This is a genomic window from Anabaena sp. CCY 9613, from assembly GCF_963920895.1.
In the GTDB taxonomy this organism is placed as follows: Bacteria; Cyanobacteriota; Cyanobacteriia; order Cyanobacteriales; family Nostocaceae; genus Cyanocohniella.
The window spans coordinates 222,884-246,003 of sequence record NZ_CAWUDE010000005.1 but is presented as its reverse complement, the minus strand read 5'-3'; the positions used below and the strand labels follow the sequence as shown (position 1 = coordinate 246,003).

Here is a 23,120-nt window from a genome sequence, read left to right as displayed (position 1 = left end):
CATCCTAAGTGCGATCGCGCCATCATAGCCAACGCGATCGCCAGATGATCCATTTAGCTAATAAAATGCAGCTGGCTGATTACCGCACTCATCAGACTATGGGTAATGGGGAGGCTATCAATTACCATACCCAGGCACAACAGCATCATGTAAGAAATGGAATACAGAAATAATTCTCTGGCTACAGTGCGATCCTCTGGGTTTTGCAACAAGCGCCAAGACTTATGGATAAATAATCCACCCAAACTTACTGCAATGGCCGCATAGACAAATCCACTGGCGTGTAAAGGATAAACCAGTAACAGAGTCGCACCGACTGTCACCAGTGTGTAGTACCAAATTTGCCTGACTGTGGCCGTATCACCTGCAACCACAGGCAGCATAGGTATGCCAACTTTAGCGTAGTCATCCCGAATCATCAGTGCTAGGGCCCAGAAATGAGGAGGTGTCCACAAAAAGACAATGGCAAAAATTAACCATGCTGCCCAGCTTAAAGTATCTGTCACCGCAGCCCAACCCACTAAAGCGGGAATTGCTCCAGCAGCCCCACCAATAACAATGTTTTGGGTGCTGTGGCGTTTTAGCCAGTGGGTGTAGACCAAAATATAAAAGATGATGCCAGAAAATGCTAGACACGCAGCCAGTAAATTTGCGAATACTGTCAGTAATGTAAAAGACATTACAGCTAAGGCGATCGCAAAAATTAGTGCATCCCGTGGCTGTACCTTACCGGAAGGTAGAGGACGATGGCGCGTCCGCTCCATATCATAATCAATATCCCGGTCATAGATACAGTTAATGGTTTGGGCACTAGCAGCAGCCAAAGTGCCACCAGTAAGAGTTACTAGCAACAACAATGGGTCTACTTGTCCCTGAGCAGCAATCCACATACTGCCAGCTGTAGTAATCAACAGCAACGGAATAATCCGGGGCTTTGTGAGCTGATAGTAGCTGTGGATGACTTGGAGAAATGTTTGGTGGTGGCGAGAGACATTAGTCTCAATCATGTTGACTCTAGTTCCTTATTTTTCAACAACTTCTATGCAGCCCCGGCTGATACTGAGTTGACATTAAAGTATAGTTACTGAAGCTCAGGGAAGATGAGGAAGATGAGGAGGATAGGGAAGATCAGGAAGATGTTGCTTACTAATCTGCCCCTGCTCCCCCATTTTCCCAGCTCAGACTGACTCAGAAAGTCGAGACTTTTTTAGGGGTACAGGCAATTTTGGTTTGTCGGGTTCCACCACTCTAGTTGCTAGGGATTGTTGCTAGATGTGATATTGAGTTACTTCATCACTAAATGGCTCATGGCTAACAGCTAATTGCCATTAGTCATTAGTCATCATGGTGATTACAGCAATGGAGAAATGCAGTTGAGTTAACTTACAAATTCGTTCCATTTACTTGTGTACTCGTCACAGTTGCTGTTACACCCACAGGATAAGCATTGATCTCCCGGGCCGAGCTACAGTCACGTAGCCCTAGCACCGTAAAAGCCACTAACGTACCCAGCAAAGTAGCTCCTACCACTTGGTGAGAAACTGTCAGCGGCTCGGCTTGGAGATGTAATCGGAAAGTGGCAACTCCCAACAAAATTTGTAACAGCAACAACATACCAGACATATTTGCCAGCCTGCGTAAAACTGGGTGTAGTGCTGGTGTGCGCCAGGAGATAAATACCACTGCCAAGGTAGCCACAGTTGGTGGTACCAAGCCAAAAATATGGCTATACATCACACTGCAAAGCTGAGAATCACCAAAACATTGGTGTAATGCCCAACGAGAACCAACTAAGGCACCTAGTAAACTTTGCAAGTAAACCAAGATAGCAGCAGTTAAGCCCACCCAAGGTAACTTACCCACGGTTCCAGTTCCCTTATAAGGAGTTAGGGCTATGCCAACAATCAGTAAGGTGGTGAAAAACAACAACGCTGTTCCCAAATGAGCAGTCACAATATCAAACCGCAACAATTCAGTCACAGTGAGTCCTCCCAAAATGCCTTGGAAGACAATTAAAAACAGGGCAAATGTAGATGCCCAAGGGAGCCAATTAGGTAGAAAACGACGATGCCACCAGGATAAACCAGCGAGGGCGATCGCGCTTAACCCAATCAACCCTGCATCTAGTCTGTGGAACCATTCCAAAAACACTTGGAGATTCATTTGTTTTGCCGGCACCAGTTCTCCATAGCATAATGGCCAGTCTGGGCAAGCAAGTCCAGCATTCATCACGCGGGTGGCACTGCCTATGGCCATCAAAATCAAGGTGGCTATGCACATTTTCCACACCAAGCGACGAATCACTTCCTTGGGCTGTCGCTGCTGAGTTGCCGCTTCATTTTGTTGTTCTAGGACAAATTCGTTCATCATGAACAGTACCTTACGCCCGCTCTGGGTTGAGCTTCTCTTAAAATTTGCAATTTTCTACCGACTTATATACACCCTAGCGTATGAACCAGAGTTGAAAAGATTGGCTTGCACTTATACTTTGGATCACTCTAGCTACTTTTAGCTTGAGCTTTAGGTATTTTTTAAGTTGTCAGCAATTGATCAATAACCATTAATTTTGCTAATCTAAATTCTTTATTAAATTTTTTCACTGATTTTTACTGATTTACATCTACTCTTGGCAGTATCTAATAAATCTCTTGTACTCAAAATTAGTAAATTAGCGGCAAAAATTAATAAAAATTTCAGACCATGAGACTTTATCTTTCACTACCTGCACTACCTTAGTAAGTGAGTAGCATAGAGATAACGTAGTAAATTTATTTAAGTAAACCGTGAAGATTCCAAGTTCCATCTGGACACTACTAATTGGCATCGTACTAACGCTTGTCAGCCTTTGGTACGGTCAAAATCACGGTCTGTTACCTACAGCCGCCACAGATGAAGCCCTGTTAGTGGATGGTCTGTTTAACACAATGATGATCGTTTCCACAGGCATATTTCTACTTGTCGAAGGTATTTTAATTTACTCTGCAATTAAATATCGTCGGCGGGCAGGTGACAATGACGACGGGCCAGCAATTGAAGGTAATGTGCCTTTAGAAATACTCTGGACAGCGATCCCTGCAATTATCGTTATCGGTATTTCTGTTTATAGCTTTGAGGTGTACAACGACATCGGTGGCTTTGATCCCCACGCTGTGCATGAAGCCCCAATTACTCAAGAATCGATGACAATGCCAGGGGCTGCCATCGCTGCCACCTTGAGTGATACGCCTCCCAGCACAGGGACAAACCTCAATCAAGAAAAATCTGATGAGGCTATGCAAGACCCAGCCACAGCCGCAGTGCGTAATGCCGATCAAATTCCCCAAAAACGAGATGCTCCCGGTGTAGGTAGTGTTGCGCCCACCATTGGGGGTAGTCCAGAAAAAGCAGGTCTACCACCCGAATTACGGGTCAACGTCACTGGTCTACAATATGCATGGCTGTTTACCTATCCTGATACAGGTATCACCACAGGTGAACTACATGTTCCCGTTGGTCGGGAAGTCCAAATCAACATGACAGCCAACGACGTGATACATGCTTTTTGGGTACCAGAGTTTCGCTTGAAACAGGATGCTATTCCTGGTAGACAAAGCGAGATTCGTTTTACACCCAGAATAGCTGGTACTTACGACTTAATTTGCGCTGAACTTTGTGGCCCCTACCACGGTGCCATGAAAACCCAAGTAGTAGTAGAAGCAACCCAAGAAGCTTATGAAGCTTGGATGCAAGAGCAATTAGTTGCTAGCAACGAAACCCTAAATCAAGCCGTGGCCGTTAACCCTGCGGATCTATCCCCAGATGAATTTCTCGCTCCTTACACCAAGGACATGGGAATACAGCCAGAAATGCTAAATCATGTTCACACTGCTCATCACCACTAGTCAGCAACTCAGTGAGCAGCCTGCTCACTGATAACTGATAATTAATTTCTATGACACAAACTCAGTTGCAAGAAACTGCCAATATCCCGGTTCATGAAGAACCAGAGGAAAGACATTGGCGAGACTTTTTTGGTTTCAGTACCGACCATAAGGTGATTGGGATTCAATATCTAGTCACTTCGTTTGTTTTTTACTGCATTGGCGGCGTCATGGCTGACTTGGTGCGGACGGAACTACGTACACCAGAAGTAGATTTTGTCACTCCAGAAGTTTACAACAGCCTCTTTACACTGCACGCCACAATCATGATTTTCCTGTGGATTGTGCCAGCTGGGGCAGGATTTGCTAACTATCTGATTCCCCTGATGATTGGGGCGAGAGATATGGCATTTCCCCGCCTCAATGCTGTAGCTTTTTGGATGATCCCCCCGGCTGGTGTATTGCTAATCGCTAGTTTAGCGGTGGGTGATGCGCCTGATGCTGGTTGGACTTCCTACCCCCCCTTGAGCTTGGTTACAGGTCAAGTGGGTGAAGCCATTTGGATTATGAGTGTGCTGCTGTTGGGTACATCTTCGATTTTGGGGGCGATTAACTTTATCGTTACCCTGTTGAAGATGCGTGTCCCCAGTATGGGAGTGCATCAAATGCCCTTGTTTTGTTGGTCGATGTTGGCAACTTCGGCGCTTGTACTCATATCTACACCAGTACTAGCAGGGGCGCTGATTCTCCTTTCCTTTGACTTATTGGCAGGGACAACATTTTTTAATCCCACTGGCGGGGGTGACCCGGTAGTTTACCAGCATATGTTCTGGTTTTACTCCCATCCAGCGGTTTACATCATGATTTTGCCGTTTTTTGGGACAATTTCGGAGATTTTGCCAGTTCATGCCCGTAAACCGATTTTTGGCTATAAGGCGATCGCCTATTCATCTTTAGCTATTAGTTTCTTAGGGCTAATTGTCTGGGCGCATCACATGTTTACCAGTGGTATCCCTGGTTGGTTACGGATGTTCTTTATGATCACCACCATGATTATTGCCGTACCCACAGGAATTAAAATTTTTGGTTGGTTGGCAACTATTTGGGGTGGCAAAATCAGCCTAAATTCCCCCATGATATTTGCCATGGGTTTCTTAGGAACCTTCGTTATTGGTGGGATCAGTGGTGTCATGTTAGCCGCAGTTCCTTTTGATATTCACGTTCATGATACTTATTTCGTAGTGGCACACTTACACTACGTGTTATTTGGTGGTAGCGTTTTAGGAATTTTTGCCGCTATTTACCACTGGTTCCCGAAAATGACGGGACGGATGATGAACGAATTTTGGGGTAAAGTTCACGCTGTTTTAACCATTGTCGGTCTGAATATGACCTTCTTACCCATGCACAAGCTGGGAATGATGGGGATGAACCGCCGGATTGCTCAATATGATCCCAAATTCACCTCATTAAATGAAATCTGCACCTACGGGTCTTATATTCTGGCGATTTCTACATTACCCTTTATCATCAACGCGGTTTGGAGTTGGTTGTACGGGCCAAAAGCGCCCAACAATCCTTGGCGGGGACTCACCCTAGAGTGGATGACTACTTCCCCACCGGCAATTGAGAATTTTGAACAACTGCCAGTATTAACTACAGGGCCTTACGACTATGGCGTCAGTCACAAAGAAGTTGATACTGAAGCGGTATTACGCGCCAAACCTGATGAACCGTACCCGACTATTGAGTCTGGTGTCTGAGAAGAAGCAGGGGAGCAGAGGGGAGATACTTCTGGCTATCACCAAAATCTTACCTAATCCCTAATCCCTAATCCCCAATCCCCAGTCCCCATTACATTTTTAAAGATTCATGCAAAGTCAAATAATTGACCCAGCGAAAACTGAACTAAATCATCATCCCGCAACAGCAGATGCTCATCATGAAGCACATCCAGATCATCGCCTGTTTGGGTTAGTGGTATTTTTGATTGCTGAAGGAATGATTTTTTTGGGGATGTTCGGAGCTTATTTAGCTTTCCGTTCTACCTTACCTGTGTGGCCCCCAGAAGGTACACCAGAATTAGAACTTTTGCTACCCGGTGTTAATACTGTCAATCTGATTGCTAGCAGTTTTGTGATGCACAATGCTGATACCGCCATCAAAAAAAATGATGTCAAGGGTATGCGTATTTGGTTGGCTATTACGGCGTTGATGGGTGCTGTTTTCTTATTTGGTCAGGTTTATGAATACGCCCATTTGGAATTTGGTTTAACTACCAATTTGTTTGCCAGTGCATTTTATGTTTTAACTGGGTTTCACGGACTCCACGTTACCATTGGCGTTTTAGCGATCGCATCGGTGTTGTGGCGATCGCGCGTTCCGGGTCACTACAGTAACGAAAAGCACTTTGGCATTGAAGCTGCGGAAATCTACTGGCACTTTGTGGACGTGATTTGGATTATTTTGTTCGGATTACTGTATTTACTTTAAGTATTCATTATTAGTTGTTCACTCCACGCGAATAACTAAATAAGCCCCCAAAAGGGGGTTTTTTTCTGTCCTAAAAATCAGCCATTAGTGCTACATGTCTGATCTCAAAAGATAGATTTTTATACCTATCTTATAGGTGATAAATATTTTGCTATTGCTGGATTATCTTGTGAAAATCTGACGCAGAGCCGGAATTATCTATTTCCATAAACAACGAAGAAGGTTTTATTTAAACCTTGCAAAAATGGGTAAAGATGTATTAAGCTATGCGGAAACCCAATGTAGATGGTGTTCTCAGGCTACTAATAAAACGGTAAAGGGAAGTATTTGCTGTCACATCCATTATTTAGTGCATCTTTGAGGAAAAATTCAACAAGCTTGATTTTTTGAAAAACATTTTCCTTGCTCATGCAAAACGAGTAATATTCACGGAAGAAATAATTATGTTAAAGCAACTTTTGAAAGTTAGCTCTGTTTTTATTTTTTTGCTTGCAGGCAATCTTTCGGCTCTAGCACAAGCTCCAGAAGCACAACCTCAAGGTACGCCAGCGCCAACAGCTCCTCAAACTCAACAATCTCCCGAACAAGCTGTTAGTCCAGAAGAACTGCAACAATTTGCCAACGTCATTCCGAGATTGCAGGAAATTGGTCAAACAGCTCAACAGAAATTCGCACAAGTGATTGAAAAATCTGATCTCAGCGTAGAGCGTTTTCAAGAACTTGTTCAAGCCCAGCAGTCACCAGAGGCTAAACCGTCTACACCAGTGACTCCAGAGGAGCAGCAATCCTTTAACCAAGTAGTTACTCAAATCCAGTCAATTCAACGGGAAACCTTTTCTGAACAAGAGCAAGTAGTTCGGTCTGGGGGCATAGAACCAGAGCGATTCAGTCAGATAGTAGCTGCTGTTCAACGAAACCCAGCTTTACAACAGCAGGTACAACAGCTGCTCCAAAATAATCAGAAGAATTAATTACCTTAGTCATTGGTCACTGATACTAGGGGCCAATGACTTTATAAATTACGAATTAATTTAAAAACCGCCTGCACTAAATCTTCTGGTGCTACAGGCTTAGGCAGATGTATTTGAAATCCAGCAGCTAAGGCTTGCTGTTGGTTAATTTCTCCGGCATAAGCAGTAAGTGCGATCGCGGGGATATTCCCTCCCTCTTGGGGAAGCAATTTTCTAATGTGGCGAATTAAGGAATAGCCATCCATCTCTGGCATCCCGATGTCACACAATAGCAAAGCAGGAATAAACTGATTTAAAATTCCTAATGCTTGGGCAGCTGAAGCCGCTGTGGTTACTTGGGCACCAGATTGGGTCAAGATGAAGTCTGCTAATTCTCGCATATCCGCATCATCATCCACAACTAAGATCTGCACACCTGCTAAGTGTGTCTCACTTTCTACATGGCTGACATCCGCAGAGAGCGCTGGCTCAACTAGGTTTAATGGTAGCTGGACAGTGAATGTTGTCCCTAAATTGTGACCTAGACTGCTGGCTTCAACAGTTCCACCGTGTAATTCCGTAAAATGGCGGACGATAGCCAACCCCAATCCCAAGCCGCCAAATTTTCTGGTAGTTGTACCATCTTCCTGGCGGAAGTATTCAAATACATAAGGTAAAAACTCCGGACTGATGCCTTTACCCGTATCTTTGACTTGAATTTGAGCATAGGTACCAACTTGCTGTAGTTGCACCTCAACTCGCCCTCCAGATGGCGTGAACTTCACAGCATTAGACAAGAGATTCCACACAACCTGTTGTAAGCGGTTTTGATCACCTAAAACGTTTCCAGAAACTGGGTTGAGGGTGATCTGGATGTAAATGCTTTTAGCTTCTGCTGCGAGTCTTACTGTTTCTTGGGCTGCTTCAATTGTGGAAATAAGATTCACTGGAGCAATGTTTAAAGACATTTTGCCTTGGAGAATGCGGGAGACATCCAATAAATCTTCAATTAGTTGCGCTTGTAGCTTGGCGTTACGTTCAATGGTTTCTAGGGCTTGCTCCGCTTTGGTGGACTCTAACCGTTTAGTCCGGAGCATTTTTGTCCAACCTAAGATGGGATTGAGGGGCGATCGCAACTCATGAGATAGTACAGCCAAAAACTCGTCTTTAACTCGATTAGCGGCTTCGGCTTTGGTACGAGCAAGTTGAGCTACCCGGTACAATTGAGCATTATCAATGGCTAAGGAAGCACGGTAAGCTAGCTCTTCTGCTAGTTGCAAGTTCATCTGGCTATATCGTTGCCCAGATTCGGCTGAGACAAAAGAAATTACCCCAAAAATTCGTGTTTTGGTGCGTAATGGTACGGTCATGACCGATTTGAAACCAACTTGCCGCAAAATTTCTAAATGTTCTGGATCACGGGCTGCTTGGACAAGCAATTCATCAGGAATATCTGGTAAGATATCAGACTGCCCAGTTCGTAATGTAAATGCCGCACCGCGAGGCTCATCTGGGTTTAGAGGATATTTATCTTTGGTTTGTTGCGCCCATTGTAGTTTAGCCGGGTCGATGTGAGCTACAGCAATCTGCTCGATAGAATCATCTGCTGCCACTATATGCACTGTACACCAATCGGCCAACTCCGGTACTGCCAGATGTGCTACTTGTTCCAGGGTTATTTGATAATCGAGGGAGGATGCTAAAACTGCGCTGGCTTCTGAAAGAAAGTGTTGACCGCGCTCTAATCGGACTTGCTCAGTTACATCTACGACATAAACTAAAACCTCTTCTACCTGATTATTTGAGTTCTTTGTTGGCAAGTAGTAAACATTGTAGTATCCGGGTTGGCGATCGCTACGTCCTGGAGTTTTAACAGCAAAGTTAGGTGAAACAAAAGGCTGGCCTGTGGTGTAAATGTCGTGAAATATTGCCACTAAATTGGCATCATATTGACTAAAAATTTCGGCAATGGAATGCCCTAAGTGTTGCTCACGGGTAAGTCCGTTAATTTCCGCTAAGGCTTCATTAATAGCCACAAATTGCTGCTGGGCATTTAATAAACCAATTCCCACAGGGGATGTTTCAAAAATAGTTGCCAGTTGGCGTTGTGCTGTTTCGGCTTGAGTACGGGCAATTTGTTCGCGTTCTAGCAGTTTTTCCCGTTCTGCTTTAGCTTGCTGATGCTCAGTGATGTCAACCACAGCACCGATGGAATGTAGAGGATTTCCTTGAGAATCGTAAATAAATTGTCCTCTCACTTCTACCCAGTGAATAGAGCCATCTAACCAACGCAGACGATATTTGTGATGATATTCTTTCTGTTCGCGTTTGGCTTGCTGAAGTTTAGCCTTGGTTTCCACTAAATCATCGGGATGCACCCGACTTGCCCAAACTTGGTAACTGGGTTCGCATTCATAAGGTTGCAGACCTAAGACGTTAAAGTGACCTGCCGACCAGACTATTTTCTTAGTTTGTAAATCCCAGTCCCATGTTCCCATGCGTCCCACCTTGAGGGCGAGTTGCAAGCGCTCTTCACTTGCTCGTAATGCCTGCTCAATCTGTTTATAATCCGTAACATCACGGGCAATATTCAGTACGGTTTTGACAGAACCATCACTAGCAAATTCCGGGACGATATGTGACTGATACCAGCGTAAACCTGTGGGTGTCGGAAAACTAAATTCAAAAGTTTTTTCCTGACCTGTGGCGAAAACATGCTGCAAATTTTTATACCAACCGCTATAAATTTCTTCTGGCATTCCTAGTTCAGCGTTGGTTTGACCAATAAATTGCTCTGCGGGAATACCTGTGGCTGCTTCTATAGAACGGCTGACATAAAGATGGCGAAAGTTAATATCAAGACGGCTAATAATATCTGGAGCATTATCCAGGATGGCGGCTAATTCTTGTTGTTGACACTTTAAGGTGGCGATCGCCTGTTGCTGCTCTACAATGCGTTGCTGTAGCACCGTGTTTTCACCACTACCGTCAGTATCATTTCCCAGACTACGAGCAATGTGTTCAATTACTTCTGAACGAGAAATTCCGCGTTTTTGAGCTTCCTCATCCAGTAATCGCCACGCTGTACTGGTAAGAGATACACTAACTCGTTGTTTCGGTTCTGAGTCCCAATTGCTAACAAACTTACCAGTGATATCGCGTTTCATGAAGATTCACCCGTATACGTACACGGTTTCTTCTATTCAACTGGAGTTACTATATAATCAGGATCTGCCTGAGGACAGAGGTTTGGGTTTAATATTTACTTAGTAGGGCTTTGCTATTGCTCTGTGATCACGTTGGGCTGTAATCCCCAGATATTCACTTTGCCATCAAATCCACCACTGGCGAGAATTTGCCCATCAGGACTAAAGACGACGGTACTTACCCAGTCGGTATGTCCTCGCAGTGTATTTAATAACTCCCCTGTAGATAAATTCCATATTTTAATGCCATCCCTACCCGCACTCGCTAAAGTTTGTCCATTGGGATTGATGGCGATGGCATTCACCCAATTATTGTGTGCTGTCAGGGTGCGGACTGGTGCATCTGAGGTTAAAGGCCAAATTTTAATTGTGCGATCGCGGCTGGCACTGACTAAGTTTGCTCCATCTGGCGTAAAAGATATATCTGTAACTGTCTGAGAATGCCCCGTAAATTCACGCATTAATTCACCAGTTGTCAAGTTCCATAGCTTAATCGCACCTTTGCTGTCACCACTAGCTAAAGTCTGACCATCCGGACTCATGGAGAGTGTATGAATGGAATTATTAAACCGGACTAAAGTAGCTAGTGGGCGTTGTTGTAGCAAATCCCACATGCGTATTCCGTCTAAAGCACCACTGACAAGAACACGACTATCTGGAGATACAGCTAAAGACATTACATGGCTGCTATGTCCGACAAAAGAGCGACTAAATTGATTATTTTTGAGATTCCACAGATTAATGGTGTTGTCGGTGCTACAGCTAACTAGGGTTTGTCCATCGGGCGAAATTACCAAAGACTCGATGCTTGTTTTGTGTGCTTTGTTAATATTCGCCACCCTTTTGCCTGTGGCGGGATTCCACAATCGAATTACGCCTTCGTTATCACCACCACCACTGACAAGAATTTGACTATCAGGACTAAAGGCTAAAGATTTGACGCTACCTCTGTGTCCACTGAAGGTGTGAAGCAGTTGTGGATTGGCAATTGTGTTTCTCAGTGGGGAGTTGGGGATGATTTCCACCGCCGCATGAGCCGCATAAACGGAAAATCCTTGCCAGATAGTTATTGGTATGGCGATCGCTGCCATCAATGCCAAAATAACAGACGGGTGCCGTATAGAATTGCTCCCGTTTTTTCCCTCACTCCTCACTCGCTTTCCTCTCTTGTTGAATAGTGACGCCAATCCAATTGACCTGCTACCTTAACGGCACTGGGCCGGATTTATCGCGGTGGTTTTTTCTTAGAAATCGACAGCATGGGCAGAGTCGGACTAGATGATTGAGAAGGCAAGTAATGTTGGACTACAGGCTCATCTGGCAGGGGTTGCCGTTGTTGGATACGCCACAACTTAAAGCCCAGACTGATTCCAGCCATGCCCAAGCCAAAGGCGAATAATGTCCAACTATCATCGAGTCCCCCAATCAGCGCATCTACCACACCCATCGTCATTAATACGCTGATTATGGGGTCTTTTCTATAAGTTGACTTCAAAAAACGAGGTAATACAGCATTCATCACAAATTGGTTTGTCCAGATTACCTGATGTTTAACTTGATTGAGAACACCTTACACATTAACTACCCTGCTGATGATCACCAGCTAAAGAAATATGAGATTTTTTCAGTAGGGGCAGTTGTATTTAACCTGCTTGCAGGTATGATGTGCAAGTTTAAGTTAACAGTAACACTGTTTTGCTATTAGGTATTGATACGGTCAAAACCAGCTAGTTGTTCCAGCTGGTTCAAACTCTTCTAATTAATAGCTTACAACTTCAAGCCTGATGCTTTATAGCAGGGCTATTTGAGACCGAGCCATGATAACACACCTTGATCGGTGACGTACTCAATTACCACCATTAATAAAAAACCAATCATGGCAGCTCGACCATTCAAGCGTTCAGCATATTCATTAAAGCCAAACTTAGGCTCTTCTAATTTGGGCGTAATCGTTGGTTGTGTTTGTGTCATTTTTTCAAAACCTTTACTCGGCAAACGGGACTTGATTAGTGAAAAGTTATGATTGGAGAGTGTCTTTACTCATAACTTCGGTAACTTTTAGGCTGATGCTAGGGCGGGAATGCCAGGATACGTGACAGGCGCTTTACCTAAGAAAGCTATCCCCACACTTTTTAACATTTTGTAATTATTCTTTATATATTGTAGAAAGACTGGGGGAATAGTCAAGGGTAAGAGTTTACAGCTTCAATAATGGAGTTAATACAGATGGTTTGGTAGTTAGCTATCCCTAATACGGAAGTGCAAGCTAAATACTGGCAGGCTAAAGTTGAACAAAAAAATCATTAGAGGCGATACATGGAAATCGGCGTTCCTCAGGAGACTAAGGATCAAGAGTTTCGGGTAGGGTTGAGTCCTTCTAGCGTGCGGGTGCTGCGAGAGAATGGTCATGTGATCTTTGTTCAGACTCAAGCAGGTAGTGGTGCGGGATTTACAGATGATGATTACAAAGAAGCTGGGGCAGAAATTGTTACTACACCAGAAGCAGTTTGGCATCGAGAGTTAGTTGTTAAAGTCAAAGAACCCCTAACTAGTGAGTATAAGTTTTTACAAAAAGGGCAAATATTATTTACTTATCTGCATTTAGCAGCCGATCGCAATTTAACTGAGCATTTAATTGATTGTGGCACTTGTGCGATCGCCTACGAAACCGTAGAACAACCTGGTGCTAACAAACTACCCTTGTTGACTCCCATGAGTATTATTGCTGGTCGGCTAGCAGTACAATTTGGGGCGAGATTTTTAGAACGTCAGCAAGGTGGTAGAGGCGTTCTATTAGGCGGTGTCCCTGGTGTCAAAGCAGGCAAGGTAGTAATTTTAGGCGGCGGTGTTGTTGGTACAGAAGCAGCTAAAATTGCCGTAGGCATGGGTGCGATGGTGCAAATTTTAGATGTGAATGTCGAGCGTTTATCCTATTTAGAAACCTTATTTGGCTCTAGAGTGGAACTGCTTTACAGCAACTCTGCCCATATCGAAGCTGCCATCAAAGAAGCCGATTTACTCATTGGTGCTGTTTTAGTCCCAGGACGAAGAGCGCCAATACTAGTATCCCGTGAATTGGTCAAACAAATGCATCCTGGTTCAGTAATTGTGGATGTTGCAGTTGATCAGGGCGGTTGTGTGGAAACTTTACATGTGACATCCCACACTAATCCTGTATACATCGAAGAGGGTGTGGTGCATTATGGTGTACCTAATATGCCCGGCGCAGTTCCTTGGACAGCTACCCAAGCACTTAATAACAGTACTTTACCTTATGTTGTGCAGTTGGCAAATTTAGGAATCAAGGCACTGGATATTAACCCCGCATTAGCTAAAGGCTTGAATGTGCAAAATCATCGCTTGGTACATCCGGCTGTGCAAGAGGTGTTTCCTGATTTGGTTAGTTAATCAACAAAAATCTGTAGTAAGCGTTTTCGAGCTAAAGCGCTTACTTTTAAATACTTTATTTTATCGGCCGCGATCGCGTTCTAAATCATCGATAACTTTTTGCAAATACCACTCATCTGTCATCCCCGGATGATATTCTTGTTTTTGGTCAATTAATCGTTGGGCAATTTCCCAATATCCCCCTACCATCCGTAAAAGTCGCTGACGCAGCAATTTATAGTTTTGCTGTTTTGACTCAGGGCTAAATTTCTGGATTTTTTGCAAGCTTTCTAATACTTGGTGGTAATTTTCCCAGTCTTCTTGTTCACAGAAAATACTCGCTGCTTGCTGATAGTCTGCTATGGCGTTTTGCATTTCTTCTAAACAAGCATAAGCGATGCCGCGATTGTAGTAAGCTTGAGCATAATCTGGATGTATTTTCAATGCTTGACTGTAATCTTGAATGGCATCTAAATAATTGCCAGATGTGCGATAGGCATTACCTCTAGCAACGTATACTAAAGCATCCTGGGGTTGAATTTTCAGTGCTTGATTAAAATCAGCCATAGCCCCTTGATGATCTCCCAATAGCGCACGGGCTTTACCTCGGTTGCGATAGACTACAGCATCGGGAAAATTTAATAATATAGCTTGATTAAAATCCGCGATCGCTTCTCGATATTTTCCCATTTTGCAGCGTACCACGCCCCGACAGCAGTAAGCTTGGGCATCTTGGGGATCAGCTTGTAATAACCAGTTTAAATCTGCGATCGCCTCTGGTGTATCTCCCTTTTCGGCTTTGTCTAATAACTGTCTAAAATATGCGTTTGTAGATAATATGGGCGCACTAGTAATATTCACTGTTTGTACTACAGGTTTTAGTGGCGGTTGTAGCTGTTTAATTTTTTCCAGACACAGACGACAATTTTCCGTATCCTGTTGTGCTAAATATAATTCTGCCGCCTTTTTAAAACTAGCGATCGCATCTTGAATAAATCCTTGTTTACGCCGTATCGTCCCCCGCAGACTATGAGCAGCCGCATAATGGTAATTCAGGCGAATCGCATTATCTACATCATCTAACGCTCCCGGCAAATTTTTCAGTGTTAACCTTGCTAAACCCCGACAATAATAAGCTTCTGGACTCTGGGGATACAATCTCAGCGCTTCAGTATAATCTGAGACAGCTTGGTGAATAGCACCTGAATCATAATAAGCCAAACCCCGGTGTAAAAAGGCCTCAGGAAAATAAGGAGTCAGTTGTAAACAATGGTTAAAATCCTCAATAGCGCCTGCGTAGTCTTTTTCCTTAGCCTTAGCCAATCCCCGATGATAAAATTCATCACTCATAATTGATTCCCAACAAATCTAGCTGAGTAGCCATTTTATCGACTACTTATTACATATTAAATATTTCATCCAGAATTGGTATCAAACAAATTAAGCGGTTTTGGTAATTTCTCATCCAATATACAAGCGATACCTTTGGTCAGCTTCGCTATCGCACTTAGCAAGATACCAATAGTATTTAATTTTCAACCTTCAATATCAAGTTTCAAGTCTTGTTCTAATTGCAAGGCTTCATTTATAATTACATTTGTCAAGCTTATACTTTTCCAGTAAGTATAGTAAGCTGCTACTGGCACTGTCAATACATCACTCCAGTCCTGTTCTGCTTGATAAAAATCTTGAATTTTAGAGTCATTTATAGAGTGTACGCTTTTATGTATAAACTCCAATTGCTGAATTTCCGTTATTGTCGGCAGTTGAGCAAGCAAACCATAATGATAGTCTCTAACAGATAGTAAATATTCATAAATCTGGCGAGACAGTCGTTTTCCAACTGGCTTTATTAAATTACAAACTAGTGCAGGAATAATATGCCAAGTTTCCGCCAATAAATCTTTTTCTAATCCTGATATTTTAGCGGGAATCAACAAATCTATATTACTAATATAATCGGTTTCTACTGATAGTAACATCACATAAACAATCAACCACTGCTTCTCTATATCTTCAGCTACAGATTTATCAGGTTCTTTGACAATCATTACATAACGTGGTGGTGAGTTACCTGTCAAAAAACTTCGTGCCAAGGAGGAGTACAAAATTTGTTGCTCTTGACTAGTAAAATTTAGAGGACTTCGTACTATATAGTTTACTTGCCAAATTTCTCCAGGTTGTGGCACTATGGTATTATTATTTTGTTTATTTAAAAATAATTCACTCAAATTTATACGCATTTTCTTACTTTAACAAAACAACATTTAATGAGAAAAATTAGTTTTTTGCCATTCCATTTAGATGGGATATATCAAAAATTAGTAGTAAGTAAGTCAACACAACACCTACCCAATAATGATTGTCGATTAATAATCAAGCTATCATCTAAAAAATTATTGACTTACCATTGCTTTACTGAGCGATGATTGACTAGATTTTGATGGCATTTTTTTTGCAGGTTATCCTTTATTTCTTGAATTTCTGATAGTCCTAATAACTCAGTAATACGCCCTAAAAGTTCTTGCCATCTCTTGGATACTGCACCCTGACTAATATTTAATTCAGCAGCAATTTGACTTTGCGTTTTACCATCAACTTTTCCTTTCCATAATTTAAGATAATTTCGACTGGGATAGCATTGATCAAGTTGATAAATAGACTCTAGAGCTTTCAAAATTAAATCTGCACGCTCTATTGCATCTAATGTACAAAATTCATCAGGAATTGTATCTAATAAAGATATATTTGTCCCTGGAATATTATCATCCAAACTCTGGCACCGCTGCCGATTTTCTTTACGAACAGAATCAATAATTACACATCTAGCTACAGCAATAGCCCAGTAATAAAACTGTTGTACACTTCCTTGCCTAAACTTTCCTGCTTGAAAGGCTAAAAAAACTTTTAAATTGGCTATCTGAAAAGCATCTTCCCAAGATAAACCTGTTCCTTTCGTATATTTGCGGGCAATTTTTTCTAATCTCTGGCGATAGTCCAACCTGAGCAGAACTTCTTGATAAGAAGACAAAGTTTCCTGTTCTAACAGCATAATTTATTAGACAAAATTAATTTTTTAGTCCAGATACGTTTACGCTTTGAAAATTATTATTCATATAGTAATAAAGTCCTTTGCTCCTTGTTACCTACTTGCTTTTAATTTTGATTATGTATGTCTTTTGGTATTAATTAAGTGATTTTCTAGCAAAGAACTTATCTTTCTAAAATAAAGCTTATGCCAAATATACAAAAAAATAATTTAATTGCATAAGCAAAATAGACAATAATACATGTATTGTTAGTATTAAATTTTTATCAAGACATAAAAAAAAGTCAAAAATTTCTATTAATTAGCATTGATTAAGAAGAAAAAATGATTAGTAGAAAAAATATTGATGACTTAATGAGAAGTTATTTAATATCTAGAAAATATTTATAAGACAATATTTGAGGAAATTAGTCTATAATTTTCTAATAATTAAAATGCAAAAAAAATATACACGCATTTTTCAGGAAATAGTATATTAAAATTATTACACTTAACACCAAAGACAGAGACAAAAAAATAATTTATGTCCTATAAATATCGTAAAGCCTCTGTTTTTATAGAAAAAATTACATATAATAGTCAGAGTAAACACATCTAAATAAACATCATAGTAAATCAATAAATCAAAGTTGATTTTACTTATGTCGGAGTAAATAACATTGTGAATAAAATCATAATTGCCTCGTTACAAGCTAATTCTATTAAAAGAAATCTCCACAATCTAACTCCAGAGCAAGCTGAAACTATATTGGGAGGTATTTATCCCCCTGGAGTTGGCATAATGAATGTTACTGATAGTACTTATCTTTATTATTCTCCTCGACAAGATCAAAGATATTGGGCTATAGGTCTAAGTGCACATACAAGTAGTGAGAATAAATACAATACATTAGACTATTCAAGATCAACATACAATGGATTTATCTAAATAGCAAAAATTGCTATTTATTATAATAAAGTCTTTTACAATAGCTGCAAGTTAATTAAGAGTTTATATCCTATGAATATCAGTTGGTAATTAATACCTGTTTTCAAGTAAAGAATCAGAAGAATCCGTCAATTAAACCAATTTAAAGCTAAAATTATTGGCATTGGAGTAACTAATATCATGACTAAAATTGTAATTTACGCTTTACATTCTAATTCCATAAAAAGAGTTATCCACAATCTAACTACAGAGCAAGCTGAAACGGTAATGGGAGGTATTTATCCTCCTGGAATTGACATGATGAACATTACTGATAGTACTTATCTCTATTATTCTCCTCGACAAGATAGAAGATATTGGGCTATAGGCGCGTATTCAACTGCAACCAACGAAAATAAATACAATTCAATCGATTATTCAAGATCGATTTACAATAGATTTATCTAGTAGTTCTTGATAATTCAAGATGCTTGCGCCAAATTAAAATCATGATTAATAATACAATCATGAGGAGATTTATATCGTCTTTAAATGACGCTGTATACTGGCTTTTTATAATATAGTTTTGATACAAATATTGATTAGAAATTGTTATTCACATTTATAAAAATCTCAATTACTCGCTAAATGTTAAGAAAAAGCCGGTAAAAATAGCCCAAAATATGTTAGATTTTAGGCGGAGGATTAAAATATTTTAGTTTAACAGTGATTATAAATTCATTTCCCAAAATTGTCAAAGATATCCTGAAACGACTGCCAAAAAAAGATTATCCAGTATTGAACAGTCGTCTATTCTTTGAGTGCTGGCTATCTTATGTGATGGATAACAGCTTAACAAGTATGCGAGATTTATTTACAAGACTAAACAATACAGGATTTGAGGTATATATTTCTACTTTCTCCAAAGCGAATTTGCATCGAAGCCAAAAACCCTTTCAAGAAATTTACCAAAAATTAAATGAATTAGTACAGAATAAATCTCACAATAAATTACATAATAAATACGCAATTTGTCCAATCGATTCCACAATTATTACTCTCACCAGTAAGTTATTATGGATGCTAGGTCATCCAGAGCGTAAAACTTTTTAGTTCTCTAAATTTAGCTACTGGAAGTCCGGAAGATAACTTCATCAACTTTGGGCATGACCATGATTATAAATTTGGTTCACAAATGATGTCTAGTCTACCAACTAATGCTGTTGGCGTAATGGATAGAGGTTTTGCCGGATTAAAATTTATCCAAGAATTAGTTCAAGAAAATAAATACTTTGTTTTGCGGATAAAAAATAATTGGAAGTTAGAATTTCAGGAGCAACCTGGATTAATTAAAGTTGGTGCATCTGATGATGCTCAAGCTTATAGGGTGATTAATTTTTGTGATTTAGAAACGAAAACTGAGTTTCGATTAGTAACTAATTTACCAGCGTCAGGTGAGGCTGCCGTTAGTGACGATGAAATCAGGGATATTTATCGATTACGTTGGGGAGTTGAATTGTTGTGGAAGTTTTTAAAAATGCACTTAAAACTTGACAAGTTAATTATCAAAAATGTTAATGGTATCACCATACAAATTTACGTTAGCTTGATAGCTTATCTGATTTTACAGCTTGTATCTATTCCCGCACAATGGGGACATACGCTATTAGATAAATTCCGTTATTTACAATCTTGTATGTGTCAGAAAATCAGTTATGTTCATTGGTTTGAGGAGATAATGTTATGTTGACTATTTTAGGACTTTTAGAGTTAGTCTATCTAAGAATGTCGGGGATTGTAGTTGGCAGACTTCAGCATGATGGAATTTTACCGCTTAGTCATTGCAACCACCTAAAGCGCCGATTTGAGTGGGTCTCGGATGATAAAGAAAGTTAGTTGGGGTTTTTTATACAAACCCTCGAAAAGGGGATTAGGGATTCTAGGCATCACCGTGCCAAAAAAGGTTTTTTGTACGCTAAGAAAAATTATGAGCTACGACCGAGCAGAGTTGTTGCGCGGTCTTGGCTATCCAAATGCTTTCTACAACTGGCTTTGAGATGCAAAGTAAGAAACGTAATCATCAACGTTTCTTAAACCGAACTTCTAGTTGCTTCTCTATCTAATGAAATATTACCTCAGAAAGGCAGGGCAGAAACTATTGCTGTACAAGGATTACAGCCTTAGCGTACAATTTTTTCCGTTTTGGCACGGTGATGCCAGGCTCATTTAGATCACGAAATGATCTTTCTCCATCATGTCCGAAGAGCTATAGAACTCGCTATATAGCGAAATTGTTCTTTTTTGTAACATATGGCTTGAAAAATCGAGAATACCTTTAAAGTTAACCAAATATTCAACCAATGCAGAGAAAAAACCTAATGAAAAAAATGAAGCCAGGATGTCTGGCATTGGGCATGGCAATTTTGACTTGCATGATCTCTCCTGCCAAATCGAATGCGTCGACGTTATCAGTGGACTTTAGCGACAGCGACGCTGACGTGGCCGCTGGATATGCGGGGTTTGTGTTTTCAAACAACACAGTGCCAGGGACGCGCACGTATTTGTCAGGCACTACTGGTTACACCGGATTGATGGATACTGGCAGTGGCATTGGTGTGACGTTGTTAGATCCTAATAACCCATCGCGAGTGTTTCGGCTAGTTGATAGAGGAGGTGCTGATTTATTGTTACGCGACTTCGCGGGGCGTGATGGAGCGCTGAACCAAGCTCAGGATTTGAGTTTTAGCGGTCTGGTTTCTGGGGCTTATTCGCTCACGATACCGTTGAGCGATTTCGGCAATCAGGTTGGGGTGGCGGACGTGCAACTCAGCGTAAACGGTGGAGCTTCTTTTAGTAATATTTACGACAACTTAAATTATGGCTCGAATCTTGGTCGAACCGCTCAATTAAACTTTGATGCAGATGGAATTAATAACGTCATCGCGCGCTTTTTTGTAGGGGGCAATGAGTTCGGTGTTACTGGAGGAACTACCAATAATATAAATGTTAATCGTATTTTCACAATAAACGGATTCGACTTACAGGGACCGACCGTGACTCAAAGTGTTCCTGAGCCGAATAGTGTGGTGATGTTTGGACTGCTCGGTATGCTGCTGTTTAGCCGTCGCTATCACAAATCCTAATAAAACTTTGCTATACACCTTTACTTCTAGCTAGATTACGCGCTGATTTATCGCGCGGAGTGCCTCAATGAATACTTTATCCCTGTTTCTCAGGGACAAATCTGCTTTCCATATTATTATAAGTTTGTCAAATTCTTTGCAAAGCTTGGAAGTGGTGCTGTTTTTTTTATAAAAGCTTTACATAATGAGGCTTTTAAAAGTTAAGTAAGACGGCTTAAATAATTAAAGGTTTGTAGTGAGGACTTTAGTCCTCAAATAAGGGCTGTACTGCTTCGCAGAACCAGTAGGGTAGCCCTTATTACGAAATGAATTTTAATTATTTTACATTGCTTAATATAGTTTTATTGTTTCTCGCCTACTTACTTATGTGACAGCGAAATTCAGCTTCACTCATCTACTCAACTTAGCAAAAATATTTTATTTTGGAATATTTTGCGTCATATATTCGTTAAAGGAAATAAGCACAATTCACTATTAATTTCACAAATATACAAGAAATTTTGACTAACAGCCAATAATTTACTTGGATATCGACTTTGAAGTGATCTGTGACTGAAAACGATATACACACATTTTTACTATGAAAAACTGTTAAGATACCCACCGTCTAAATGTGAATAAAGTAGACGTATTTTCATTTGCTCAGTGTTGTTAAGACTACCAGACCTATTTTTTACAGGATAAAGGTCACATTCTACTATTTTCACTACTTTAGCTTGTTTGTTAACTCACCAGGAGTGAGGCTTTTATCAACGAATTGATAATGCAATAAATTAAAGGTCAATTCTACTTAGTTTAGAGAAACTAAAATTATGGCTAAAATAGCAATCTCTGTCCTAAATACTGATGTTATACATGTCTTTATCTACAATCTAAATCCAGAACAAGCTGAAACCATATTGGGAGGTGTTTATCCCTATAGTTTTTTCATGATGAACACTACTGATAGCCTTTATATTGGTGGTGCTGTACGAGCAGATCAAAGACTATATGCCGTAGGTGCATATTCAACCAATGTCAGCGATAATAAATATGATACAGTTGATTACTCAAGGTCAATCTACAATACCTTTATTTATTAGTTTTTGATAATTGTTGCCACTGTATTTTATATAGATACACTTTACTACTCTTACTTAAATTGGCAGAAATATCTTTTTTTGGAATATTGTGGCTTGAATATTCGTTAAAGAAACTAGGAAATTATCACTATTAAATTCGCCAATAAACAAAAAAACAAAAACTTACTATCAGTAAATCACTTAGTTGGATATTTACTGTCATGTGATTTGTGATTTGCGTACATTTTCTAAATCAAAAATTACGTCCTTACCTGAAAATTGTTGTAGTTAATTACATAACATGTTGCAAATTATCGATCTTGAAAATCAAGAATTATTCATCCCAGTTTCTTCCAAAGAATTTACTACCGTTAGTGGTGGTCAAGTTAGTAGTGCTCAAGTCGCATCCTATGCTTTCAGCGCGGCCGCACTAACCGCCGGAATTTTCGCTGGGTTACTCGCATTCGCAGTTAGCGCCCTGACATCAGAAGTAGAAAACTCAAATACTAGAAAATAAACAGTTTCCTTAAACAATGTACTAGGATATTTATCCTAATTTGTGACTGGAAACGTATATGTACTTTTTACTATAAAAAAGTGCTATCTCAATTTTGATGTTGTTACAGTTAATTACATAACATAATGCTGCAAATTATTGATATCGAAAATCAAGAATTATTCATCCCAGTTTCTTCTGAAGAATCTGCTACCTTAATAGGGGGTATTACCGGGGTTAATTTAGCGAATATTCAAGATGGTATTAACAATATTTCAAATAGAATCAGTTTGTTTTCTATAGATGGTAACAAACTATTTACGATTGATCTTTCAAGGTTAACTATTAATATGGTATATGTCTTACCTATAGGAGCGCCACAAGTTTTTCGTTGGACTAACTAATGAAATTTAAAACCTTTAACGAGGGAATAAATTGCCAATCGTTGAAACCAAAGTTTATTACCAAAATAAGTTTAGTTTGATCTAACTACTTTAATTTAATTTCTTTTGTTTTTATGACAAATATTCAAGTCAAATTTCTGCACAACCTGAATCCATCTGAATGT

General features: G+C 40.3%; 18 protein-coding genes and 1 pseudogene. 10 read left to right on the top strand and 9 right to left on the bottom strand.

The features are described 5' to 3' along the window. Positions 1–53: 53 nt before the first annotated feature. Together ACM0OT_RS08345 and ACM0OT_RS08340 are read right to left on the bottom strand one after the other, a co-directional pair. Positions 54–1,007: a heme o synthase gene (locus ACM0OT_RS08345; protein WP_414563903.1), complete on the bottom strand. Its 954-nt coding sequence runs from the start codon at positions 1,005–1,007 to the stop codon at positions 54–56. A gap of 376 nt (positions 1,008–1,383) precedes the next feature. Beyond that, on the bottom strand, positions 1,384–2,367 hold the full coding sequence (locus ACM0OT_RS08340) for a COX15/CtaA family protein (protein WP_414563965.1): 984 nt from the start codon (positions 2,365–2,367) through the stop codon (positions 1,384–1,386). Between the two features lie 416 nt (positions 2,368–2,783). Between ACM0OT_RS08340 and ACM0OT_RS08335 the strand changes: the two genes are divergently transcribed. The 4 genes from ACM0OT_RS08335 to ACM0OT_RS08320 all read left to right on the top strand — a co-directional run bounded on the left by ACM0OT_RS08335 (position 2,784) and on the right by ACM0OT_RS08320 (position 7,324). After that, complete coding sequence (locus tag ACM0OT_RS08335) at positions 2,784–3,881, top strand: cytochrome c oxidase subunit II (protein ID WP_414563902.1); 1,098 nt, start codon at positions 2,784–2,786, stop codon at positions 3,879–3,881. 50 nt (positions 3,882–3,931) lie between these two features. After that, entirely contained in the window at positions 3,932–5,623 is a 1,692-nt protein-coding gene (gene ctaD / locus ACM0OT_RS08330; protein ID WP_414563901.1) for a cytochrome c oxidase subunit I, read from the top strand. A gap of 109 nt (positions 5,624–5,732) precedes the next feature. Further along, positions 5,733–6,353: a cytochrome c oxidase subunit 3 gene (locus ACM0OT_RS08325; protein WP_414544953.1), complete on the top strand. Its 621-nt coding sequence runs from the start codon at positions 5,733–5,735 to the stop codon at positions 6,351–6,353. 443 nt (positions 6,354–6,796) lie between these two features. Then, positions 6,797–7,324, top strand: a complete 528-nt coding sequence (locus ACM0OT_RS08320) for a DUF4168 domain-containing protein (RefSeq protein WP_414563900.1) — start codon at positions 6,797–6,799, stop codon at positions 7,322–7,324. A 41-nt stretch (positions 7,325–7,365) separates the two neighbouring features. Here ACM0OT_RS08320 and ACM0OT_RS08315 read toward each other — a convergent pair whose 3' ends face one another. From ACM0OT_RS08315 to ACM0OT_RS08300, 4 genes are all read right to left on the bottom strand, one after another. Then, entirely contained in the window at positions 7,366–10,470 is a 3,105-nt protein-coding gene (locus tag ACM0OT_RS08315; protein ID WP_414563899.1) for a PAS domain S-box protein, read from the bottom strand. Between the two features lie 113 nt (positions 10,471–10,583). Further along, complete coding sequence (locus ACM0OT_RS08310; protein WP_414563964.1) at positions 10,584–11,600, bottom strand: WD40 repeat domain-containing protein; 1,017 nt, start codon at positions 11,598–11,600, stop codon at positions 10,584–10,586. A 134-nt stretch (positions 11,601–11,734) separates the two neighbouring features. Next, on the bottom strand, positions 11,735–12,028 hold the full coding sequence (locus ACM0OT_RS08305) for a hypothetical protein (RefSeq protein ID WP_414563898.1): 294 nt from the start codon (positions 12,026–12,028) through the stop codon (positions 11,735–11,737). A 281-nt stretch (positions 12,029–12,309) separates the two neighbouring features. Continuing rightward, positions 12,310–12,480 carry a chlorophyll a/b-binding protein gene (locus ACM0OT_RS08300; RefSeq protein WP_414544957.1) on the bottom strand — a complete coding sequence of 57 codons (171 nt, stop codon included), beginning with the start codon at positions 12,478–12,480 and terminating at the stop codon, positions 12,310–12,312. Positions 12,481–12,825: 345 nt separating this feature from the next. Here ACM0OT_RS08300 and ald point away from each other — a divergent pair, with 345 nt between their 5' ends. After that, on the top strand, positions 12,826–13,917 hold the full coding sequence (gene ald, locus ACM0OT_RS08295) for an alanine dehydrogenase (protein ID WP_414563897.1): 1,092 nt from the start codon (positions 12,826–12,828) through the stop codon (positions 13,915–13,917). Between the two features lie 60 nt (positions 13,918–13,977). Here ald and ACM0OT_RS08290 read toward each other — a convergent pair whose 3' ends face one another. From ACM0OT_RS08290 to ACM0OT_RS08280, 3 genes are all read right to left on the bottom strand, one after another. Beyond that, entirely contained in the window at positions 13,978–15,246 is a 1,269-nt protein-coding gene (locus ACM0OT_RS08290; protein WP_414563896.1) for a tetratricopeptide repeat protein, read from the bottom strand. 185 nt (positions 15,247–15,431) lie between these two features. After that, positions 15,432–16,139 (bottom strand): hypothetical protein, encoded by a 708-nt coding sequence (locus ACM0OT_RS08285; protein ID WP_414563895.1) that lies wholly within the window; start codon positions 16,137–16,139, stop codon positions 15,432–15,434. Positions 16,140–16,300: 161 nt separating this feature from the next. Further along, positions 16,301–16,948, bottom strand: coding sequence for a sigma-70 family RNA polymerase sigma factor (locus tag ACM0OT_RS08280; protein ID WP_414563894.1), 648 nt, complete (start codon positions 16,946–16,948; stop codon positions 16,301–16,303). Positions 16,949–18,578: 1,630 nt separating this feature from the next. Between ACM0OT_RS08280 and ACM0OT_RS08275 the strand changes: the two are divergent. The 5 genes and pseudogenes from ACM0OT_RS08275 to ACM0OT_RS08255 all read left to right on the top strand — a co-directional run bounded on the left by ACM0OT_RS08275 (position 18,579) and on the right by ACM0OT_RS08255 (position 22,956). Continuing rightward, positions 18,579–19,602: pseudogene (locus tag ACM0OT_RS08275) on the top strand (IS4 family transposase). Positions 19,603–20,230: 628 nt separating this feature from the next. Further along, the gene (locus ACM0OT_RS08270) at positions 20,231–20,995 is read left to right on the top strand and encodes a PEP-CTERM sorting domain-containing protein (RefSeq protein WP_414563893.1); all 765 of its coding nucleotides are present in this window, start codon (positions 20,231–20,233) and stop codon (positions 20,993–20,995) included. 812 nt (positions 20,996–21,807) lie between these two features. Then, on the top strand, positions 21,808–22,077 hold the full coding sequence (locus ACM0OT_RS08265) for a hypothetical protein (RefSeq protein WP_414563892.1): 270 nt from the start codon (positions 21,808–21,810) through the stop codon (positions 22,075–22,077). A gap of 280 nt (positions 22,078–22,357) precedes the next feature. Then, on the top strand, positions 22,358–22,573 hold the full coding sequence (locus ACM0OT_RS08260; protein WP_414563891.1) for a hypothetical protein: 216 nt from the start codon (positions 22,358–22,360) through the stop codon (positions 22,571–22,573). A 125-nt stretch (positions 22,574–22,698) separates the two neighbouring features. Continuing rightward, the gene (locus ACM0OT_RS08255; RefSeq protein WP_414563890.1) at positions 22,699–22,956 is read left to right on the top strand and encodes a hypothetical protein; all 258 of its coding nucleotides are present in this window, start codon (positions 22,699–22,701) and stop codon (positions 22,954–22,956) included. Positions 22,957–23,120: the final 164 nt, after the last annotated feature.